This window comes from Methanobrevibacter sp. UBA188, from assembly GCF_905234905.1.
GTDB lineage: Archaea > Methanobacteriota > Methanobacteria > Methanobacteriales > Methanobacteriaceae > Methanocatella.
The window spans coordinates 25,588-33,665 of the sequence record NZ_CAJOJM010000013.1 but is presented as its reverse complement, the minus strand read 5'-3'; the positions used below and the strand labels follow the sequence as shown (position 1 = coordinate 33,665).

The following is an 8,078-nucleotide window of genomic DNA, read 5'->3' as shown; positions in this document are numbered from 1 at the left end:
GCCATATGTTTTGGCCATAACCAGTACCCATTTCCTTTTGCCATCTTTGCCCTCACTTTAATTTTTACATTTTTTGAGCTTGAAAGATAAGGCTGCTTTTTAGAAAATGAACATTTGATCTTATAATTGCCTTTTTTAAGACTTAAAAAAACTTTAGCATAACCATTCTTAGTAGTTTTAACTTTATATGTCTTTCCAGCAACTTTAATTGTAACCATTTGCCCTTTTATAGCTTTAGAATTTATATCCACCAATTTAACATAGAATAGTGATGTTAATCCTTGACGGAAATTAAGATACTTATCAGCTATTAATTTGGTTTTCATAGGTTTATAAACATATATTTTACTGCTTCCTTTTGAAGAAGTTACATTCTCATCTCCAGCATATGTAAATTTAACCTTATAGGTGCCTTTTGAAAGCTTAATATTTAAAATAGCTTGACCATCATCATTGGTTTTGCGTGTATAATTCTTACCATCAACATCAATAAGAATATTTTTTCCAGATGCCGGTTTACCATCAATTGTCAATTTAACAACAAATTTAGTGGCGAATGATTCATATCCACTTACCTTTGATGCAGAAACTGAAGATTTTGATTTTACAGTTTGAGATGAATTATCACCCAACAATTGATTGTCGGCCATTTGAGTAATTTGACTGGAATCTTCTTTGCTTAAAACCTGATTATCACTAGAAGCATCCTCCAAAACACTTATATCATTAACTTCGACTTCAGACACATCAACAACATCAGTAGCATTTTCAGATGCGGAAACTGAAGAAATAGCTAAAATAAGTGTCAAAAGAAATAACGGAATTAGAAATTTTTTTTGCATTTTACCACCTGAAAAATAAAAATAAAAAATGGGATTTGTTATATCAAATCAAAATCAATTAATTTAGATATTTCCCATCTGAATGAAATAACACCTGTTGCACCGCCATTTGCAGCTGCCTTATAATCTTTTAAAAGTTCTGAAGAAGATAAACTAGTTACATCATCATCAGACCTATATGATTGAATACCAGTCCAAATTTGAGCACCATTACTCATTTTTACAAATTTAGCAGTGGTTGATTCAATCCAAGATGTTCCGGAAGCATAATTTCCCTTATAAATCATTGGAATTACAACATCCAGATATTTGGATAATGTTGGAATATCCTGACCATAATAATATTTATTTGAATCTGTTTCAGGCATTACAGCAGCGGAAACAATGAGTTTTGAATTAATTTTATGAATCGCATTACAAAGACTTTTTGTAAAGTAATTAATGGCTTCTACACCATTAGCATGTTTATATGCAGTTCCAGGGAATCTTAAATAATCCATATGAACCCCGGCAACACCTTTAAGATTAGCATATTCCTTAGCTTCATTGATTTTAGAATTGAAGAAGGAATATTTATAACTACCATCACCATTTGTAGCAGAAATCCATTTTCCACCAGTATAGAATATCTGCATCCATATGTGAACAGAGATTCCTTTTTTCTTTGCATCAGCTATGAAAGTCTCTACAGCACTTTTGCCGTGTTTTTCAAGAGCAGCAAAATTCAAAAAGATGTGTTTGGTTGAAGTTTTAGCCAATTTATCCAAATTGACATTTTTCATATTATACCCGAAAAGCCAATATCCATTATTCACACATTTACCTAAAGTTTTAATGTTTAATGTTGCTGAACCACTAGACTTTTCATAAAGAGAAGTTTTTGCAAATGTATAACTAATTTTATAAGAACCTTGACTTAATTTGATGTTCAAACTTGCGATACCATTGGAATTAATATTCCTAGTGTATTTCTTTTTGTTAATTGAAAATGTTACATTACCCACAACAGGATTTCCTCTTGCATCAACAACTTTAACTTTGAAAGGTGCTGTGGTTTTGTGATAATATTTTACAGAATTTGCTCTGGAAATCTTGGTAGTCATTTTTTTAACTGTTATTTTTGATTTAGCTGAAGTTGAATCAATATTTTTCTCACCAGTAAAAGTGTATTTAATTGGATAAGTTCCCTTGGCAAGTTTAATTTCCAAACTAGCCTTACCTTTGGAATTAGTTGTCCTATAATAATTTTTTCCATTAATATTAAATCTAATTTTTTTATTTTTTAATTTTATTCCATCAGCACTTAGTGTAACAGTAAACGGATTAGAAAAACCTTTGAATGCAACATAACTAGATGCTTTGAATGTAGATTGAGTTTTAGTAAGCACCAAAATATTACTTGAACCTGAAGCGGAAGTATATCCATCACCCTTGAAGGAATATTTTACATCATAATAGTTTTTAGCAAGATTTATTCTTAAACTTGCAATACCTTTAGCATCAGTATTCCTCTTGTATGTCTTTCCATCGACCACAATTGAAACCTTCTTTTTTGTTATTCCAGTTCCATTTTCATCTGAAAGTTTTACCTGAAAATAGTTTCCTTTAATTATAGTCGGTGAGGATACAACTTTCAAGAAAGCTTTTTTATCTTCAACTACCTTAGCAGATGGGGAACCATTGCCAATAACCTCCTGAGAGTTATCCTCTTTAACAACTGAATTTTCATTTAAATCTTTTTCTAATTCAACTTTCTCATTTAAATTAATATTTGAAGATAATAATTCAGAATCACCATTTGTTTTTTCAATTACTGAAACATTACCATCTTCACTTGCACTTACACATCCAATAAAAAGGAAAATCAATAATGCAAATGCAATAAACAATGATTTACGTTTTATCGAAATTTTTTCACCGTCCAATGTATTTTTAAAAAAAATATCTTGTAACATAAAATATATTAATCATACATATATAAATGTTTTTAAAACTTTAAATTTAAAAAAACGAATGAAAATAAATTAAATTAATAAAAAAAGACATAACATATGTATAAATAAAAAATAAAAGAATAATATACTTCAAATATGATGCAATAAGCTCAAACAATATGAATTAATTTTAGAAAAATAATGATAGAACCATGAATAAAATATAAATATATTGGCTTATTGCAGTAAAAATAATAAGATTTATACTGATTATAAATAAAATAAGATAAATTAAAAGCAAAAATAAAAAAATCAATAAAATAAAAGAAATTAAAAAGAAAATAAAGAATTTAAATCAAATTCTATTTTTCTTCAGTTAAATTAAATTCCAATGTACCTACACCATTGTCAACCTTAAACTCATTGCACTTAGGAGTAAGGCCATTTAAAAGAGAATTGCCTGAATCCTTATCCATAAAGTGTGGCAGATAACCTGAAATGTATACTGGATATACTGTACACTTACCAGTGTTATTTACCAAATCTATTTTAAGAATATATGCATTTTCCACACCATTGCCTGACATGTCAAATACACAGTTTCCTAAACTGTAGAATATAGGTTTTCCCTTATACATGTCCACACCTTGAGTAACGTGAGGATGTGAGCCTATAACAACATCTGCTCCATAATCAATCAATTCATGAGCGATTTTGACTTGATCCTCATTAGGAGATGTTGAATATTCGTTTCCAAAGTGTAAATAAGCAACAACAAAGTCTGATCCATTACCTCGAGCATCAGAAATTTGTTTTTGAGCTACTTGAGAATTATATGCAGAGTATCCTGGCGCTGAACCATTAGCATAAGGCATTGTCTGATAATCATATTCGGCGAAGTTATTTGAATCCATATAGTTGAATATGGTAATGTTCCTTCCGCCAATCTCTTCAACAGCAGGAGCATGAGCCTGGTTTTCATCACTACCCGCACCGATTGGAGTCATTCCAGCATCCTTAACTGTTTTGATAGTATCATTCATTCCACCAATGCCATAATCACAAACGTGATTATTTGCAAGAGCAGCTATAGTATTGTTGTTTCCCTTAGCAAGCACCACATCACTCGGATTGCATTTAAGTGGAATGTCCCCCTTAACTGCATTTTCAGAGGTGGTTGCGGCATTTTCCAAGTTTATGAGCAACAAATCAACATTTGAAGTTACATTGCTTATTCCAGCAAGTGGAAGTGAATCAGAGCCTATTGCACCTGCAACATTACGTCCTAGCATAATGTCTCCAGTTACCGCCATAGATACATCTTCCTTAGATTCATGTGCCTTCAATGATTCGGCCAAAGGATTATTATGTTCAAAACCGAATAGGTTGAATCCAATAGCAAATAATATCAGAACTATAAGCGCAACGAATAATATTTTTCGAGAATCCATTTTATTCCTCTAAGACTTCTGCCTCTTCACTTTCGCTAAATAATTGGTCTAGCATCCATTCAGCATCATATTCCTTAATATCATCGTATCCTTGACCTACACCTAAAAACATTATAGGTTTCTGTATTACATAACCGATTGAAAGTGATGCTCCACCCTTACTGTCTGCATCTGCTTTTGTTAAAATAACTCCATCAATGTCAATTGCATCATTAAATTTGATTGCCTGTTCTGTTGCATCATTACCTGTTAATGCATCACCTACAAAGATAACCAAATCAGGATTAGCAACTCTTTTAATCTTTTTCATTTCATCCATAAGGTTAACATTAGTTTGCATTCTACCGGCAGTATCAATTAAAACTAATTCTTTTCCTTGTGCTTTTGCATGTTCAACTGCATCAAATGCTACAGCTGCTGGATCTGAACCTTTTTTGTGTTTAATGATTTTAACACCTACATTATCAGCATGATAAGTAACTTGTTCAATAGCTCCTGCTCTAAATGTATCTGAAGCCGCAATTACTGGAGTGTAACCCTTTTTAAGATAATAATTAGCCAATTTACCGATTGTTGTAGTTTTACCAGTACCATTAATTCCAACAAACATCACTACAAGAGGTTCCCCTTGAGCTTTTTTCTCTTCAATCATCTCTGTCATTGATTTTCCAGGAATGTCGATTATATCAGATACAGCATTTCTCAAAGCAATGAAAGTGTATTCAGTAATGTCATTGCTTCTTTTGATTTTTTTACCGACCAAATCGTTTTTAACACTGTCAACCACTTCTGTTGCAACTTCCATAGCTACATCACCCTGCAAGAGCTCCATTTCAAGCTCCCATAAAATATCTTCAACGTGTTTTTCAGAAATAGTTTTTTCGCGGACAAATGAGAATAAACCTCCAGTAGCTTCACCATCTGCAGAAATGTCTTCCTTATCAGACTTATCTTTAGACCTGCTCCAGAAATGAGACTTTTTCTCTTCAGAAGAATCATCTTTTTCTTTGTCTTCGGAATCTTCATCATCAGACTTATCTTTAGACCTGCTCCAGAAATGAGACTTTTTCTCCCCTTTAACCTCTTCTTCAGGTTCATCAACATCCTCTTCATCGTCAGACTCATCCTTAGACCTGCTCCAAAAGCGAGATTTCTTCTCCTCTTTGACCTCTTCTTCAGGTTCATCAACTTCTTCTACATCCGGTTCATCTTCTGTATCATCTGCATCTTTGTCGGATTCATCAACATCCTCTTCATCGTCAGACTCATCCTTAGACCTGCTCCAAAAGCGAGATTTTTTCTCTTCCTTAACGCCATCATCAGATTCTTTTGTCTCTTCAGTTTCTTCAGCTTCAGTTTCTTCAGTAGTTTCAGGAATTAAATTGGATTCATCCTCTTCTTCTTTCTTTTCTTCTTTTTTACGACCAAATGAGAAAAATGAAAATCTTTTACCAGATTCCTCTTGAAGATTATCTTCTTTTTCAGCTTCTTCTATAAGCTCTTCTTCTAATTTTTCACTTGTACGTGAAAATTTCTTTTTTAATGATTCAAACAAAAATAACCCAACCTTAAAAGTTAGTTAAAAATTTAATTATGTGTATTTATATTTTTTATATTATATAAATTATGAAAAAATTAGTTAAAAAAATAAAAAAGAGAAGATTTTTAAAAAAAATCTTTAAAAATTATTTCCTACGTCTTAATGAAGCAGCACCAATACCTGCCGCTGCAAATAATAATACTACTAATGGATTACCGGTTGCATGATTATCTGAAACGGTAGTGGCATTTTTAGTTGCATCTTCAGTGCCATTATCTGATTGTGTAGGTTCACTAGATATTGCATAAGATATATCGACAGTAGAATTATCAGGTTCTGGCGGCAAAGTACCGTTAACAACTCCGATGTCATCCACTTCAGTACCGTTGTCTTCTGGATCATCGTCAACATCAGTTTCATTATCAAGAAGGCCGTCATCAGTCCCATTAGTATCTTCTGCAAAAACCAGACATCCACTAAGTAAAACCATTAAAATTGCTAAACCAACAATTAATGTTCTATTAAATTTCAAGAGTTAACCTCCACTAAAAATATATTACATCACTAATATAAAAGTGTTTTGAAAAAAAGTATAGTAAAATTTAAAAAAAATAGAAAAAGAAAAAATTGTAAAAGTATTTAACCCATTTGAGTCATATTGCCTTGAGCAGCAGCAGCTAATTGTTCTGCTTGAGCTTGAAGATTTCCAACAATGTCAGTGACTTGCTGTAAGTTAGCTAACATCTTATCTAAACTGTCTTTTAAATCTTCTTTTTGTCCAGCAATGATTTCACGAGCGCCGTCTGCATCTTTTTTAACAGCAATACCTGAACCAATACTTACAATAATTTCATCAGTACTTTTAAGTTCCCCTTTAATGAAAGAACCAGCACCTACAGGAACGAAAGCTTCAATAGAATCTTTTCCTTCAATGTCATCTAAAGTGTTGGATAATGCATCGACTTCAGCAATGGAAGCTTGAATTAATTCAATTTGTTGTTGAATTAAGTCTGCTTGTTGTCTGTATGCATTAATTTCATTAAGAAGATTATTTAATCTTTGCTGATCTTCCATGATTACACCTTAAATGTATTTATAAAATTTCTTTTACGATTGGGTCTAAAACATCTTCAGGAGCAATTTCTTCGATTTCTTTAATAGAAATTTGGTTCCTGTTAATACCATGTTTACTTCCGAAACGTTGATAGATTTTTTGTTCTACATCATCTTCACAAGTAGCTTTGTATTCTTTGGTAAACTTATGATATTCATCGCCCATTACAAAAGTACCTTTAACTCTGTAAATTTTTGTTATCATATTAAATCCCTCATGATATATTAATTAAAAATCATCTAAAAAGCCTAATGCCTCTTCAACTCTAGCCATTTCAGGACCAGTACTGTCTTTAGCAACAATAGCACCATTTGAATTGGAAATGATGCATGCACCAACTAATGGAATACCTTTTCCAACAGTACCTATGTCTCCTTCTACACCAAATACTTCTTGAGCAAAATTGATTTCACTATTCATAGCCTGATTACTCATTAAAAATCCTTTATTAGTTACGCTAACTAAAGAACCAATAATATCACTTCCAACGATAGAAGAAGATTTTACATCAACATCTAAAGTTTCTTCAATTACTTGAATAGCGTCTGGTTCTAAAAACGGACTTGCAATAGCACCTTTGTCATTTGCTGCAATAATATTACCAACTGCAGTGTATTGACCTGGAAGGGTATCTACATTCAAACCAAGCTTTTTAAATTGTTCAATTTCTCTATCTAACACATGTGGGGAAACAACGATACCATTAGAATTAGCTACAGCTAAAGATCCAATGAGACTGCTACCAGATATAGAAGCTTTAACAACATCGACGTCTAATGTTTCCTTAATAATTTCCGCTTTTTCATCTAAAAGAGAATAAGGAACAATAGCTACATCATCGGTTGCAATGATAAATACTCCTACATTCGGATTTCCTACAATATCAACTCTATTTAACATATTGTCACCTCACATTACTCAATAGCATGGTAAAAGGTACTATAGCTATTCTGCTAAAGTAGCTGTTACAATACCATCATCATCTTTAACCGCTTTTACAGTAATTTTAGAAGGTATTTTTTGAATACCTCTTTCCCAAATAGCATGATTGATAGATTCATCAATTTTAACATCTTCAGCTTTCATGTGTTTAGTTAAAAAGTTTTTAACTTCTCTAATAGCTCTAGGAGCTCTGATAGTCCTTTTAACATTTTTCACATTTCTAAGTGGAATTGTGTAAACTCTTTCCATAATAAC

At 32.0% G+C, this 8,078-nt stretch carries 9 protein-coding genes; all 9 read right to left on the bottom strand.

The genetic code is table 11. The features are described 5' to 3' along the window. Window positions 1–842 (bottom strand): hypothetical protein (locus QZ143_RS04135; protein ID WP_292881480.1); only part of this gene is annotated, 842 nt, incomplete at its 3' end. Window positions 843–880: 38 nt separating this feature from the next. Further along, window positions 881–2,797, bottom strand: a complete 1,917-nt coding sequence (locus QZ143_RS04130) for a putative glycoside hydrolase (RefSeq protein WP_292881477.1) — start codon at window positions 2,795–2,797, stop codon at window positions 881–883. Between the two features lie 341 nt (window positions 2,798–3,138). Further along, window positions 3,139–4,227, bottom strand: coding sequence for a CapA family protein (locus QZ143_RS04125; protein ID WP_292881474.1), 1,089 nt, complete (start codon window positions 4,225–4,227; stop codon window positions 3,139–3,141). A gap of 1 nt (window position 4,228) precedes the next feature. Then, window positions 4,229–5,782, bottom strand: a complete 1,554-nt coding sequence (gene ftsY / locus QZ143_RS04120; protein ID WP_292881471.1) for a signal recognition particle-docking protein FtsY — start codon at window positions 5,780–5,782, stop codon at window positions 4,229–4,231. A gap of 130 nt (window positions 5,783–5,912) precedes the next feature. Further along, window positions 5,913–6,299 carry a hypothetical protein gene (locus QZ143_RS04115; RefSeq protein ID WP_292605760.1) on the bottom strand — a complete coding sequence of 129 codons (387 nt, stop codon included), beginning with the start codon at window positions 6,297–6,299 and terminating at the stop codon, window positions 5,913–5,915. Window positions 6,300–6,406: 107 nt separating this feature from the next. Further along, entirely contained in the window at window positions 6,407–6,841 is a 435-nt protein-coding gene (gene pfdA, locus QZ143_RS04110) for a prefoldin subunit alpha (RefSeq protein WP_292605758.1), read from the bottom strand. Between the two features lie 19 nt (window positions 6,842–6,860). Further along, the gene (gene rpl18a / locus QZ143_RS04105; RefSeq protein WP_292605756.1) at window positions 6,861–7,085 is read right to left on the bottom strand and encodes a 50S ribosomal protein L18Ae; all 225 of its coding nucleotides are present in this window, start codon (window positions 7,083–7,085) and stop codon (window positions 6,861–6,863) included. A gap of 24 nt (window positions 7,086–7,109) precedes the next feature. After that, on the bottom strand, window positions 7,110–7,781 hold the full coding sequence (locus tag QZ143_RS04100; RefSeq protein ID WP_292605755.1) for a translation initiation factor IF-6: 672 nt from the start codon (window positions 7,779–7,781) through the stop codon (window positions 7,110–7,112). Between the two features lie 45 nt (window positions 7,782–7,826). Beyond that, entirely contained in the window at window positions 7,827–8,072 is a 246-nt protein-coding gene (locus tag QZ143_RS04095) for a 50S ribosomal protein L31e (RefSeq protein WP_292605753.1), read from the bottom strand. Between the last annotated feature and the right edge of the window lie 6 nt (window positions 8,073–8,078).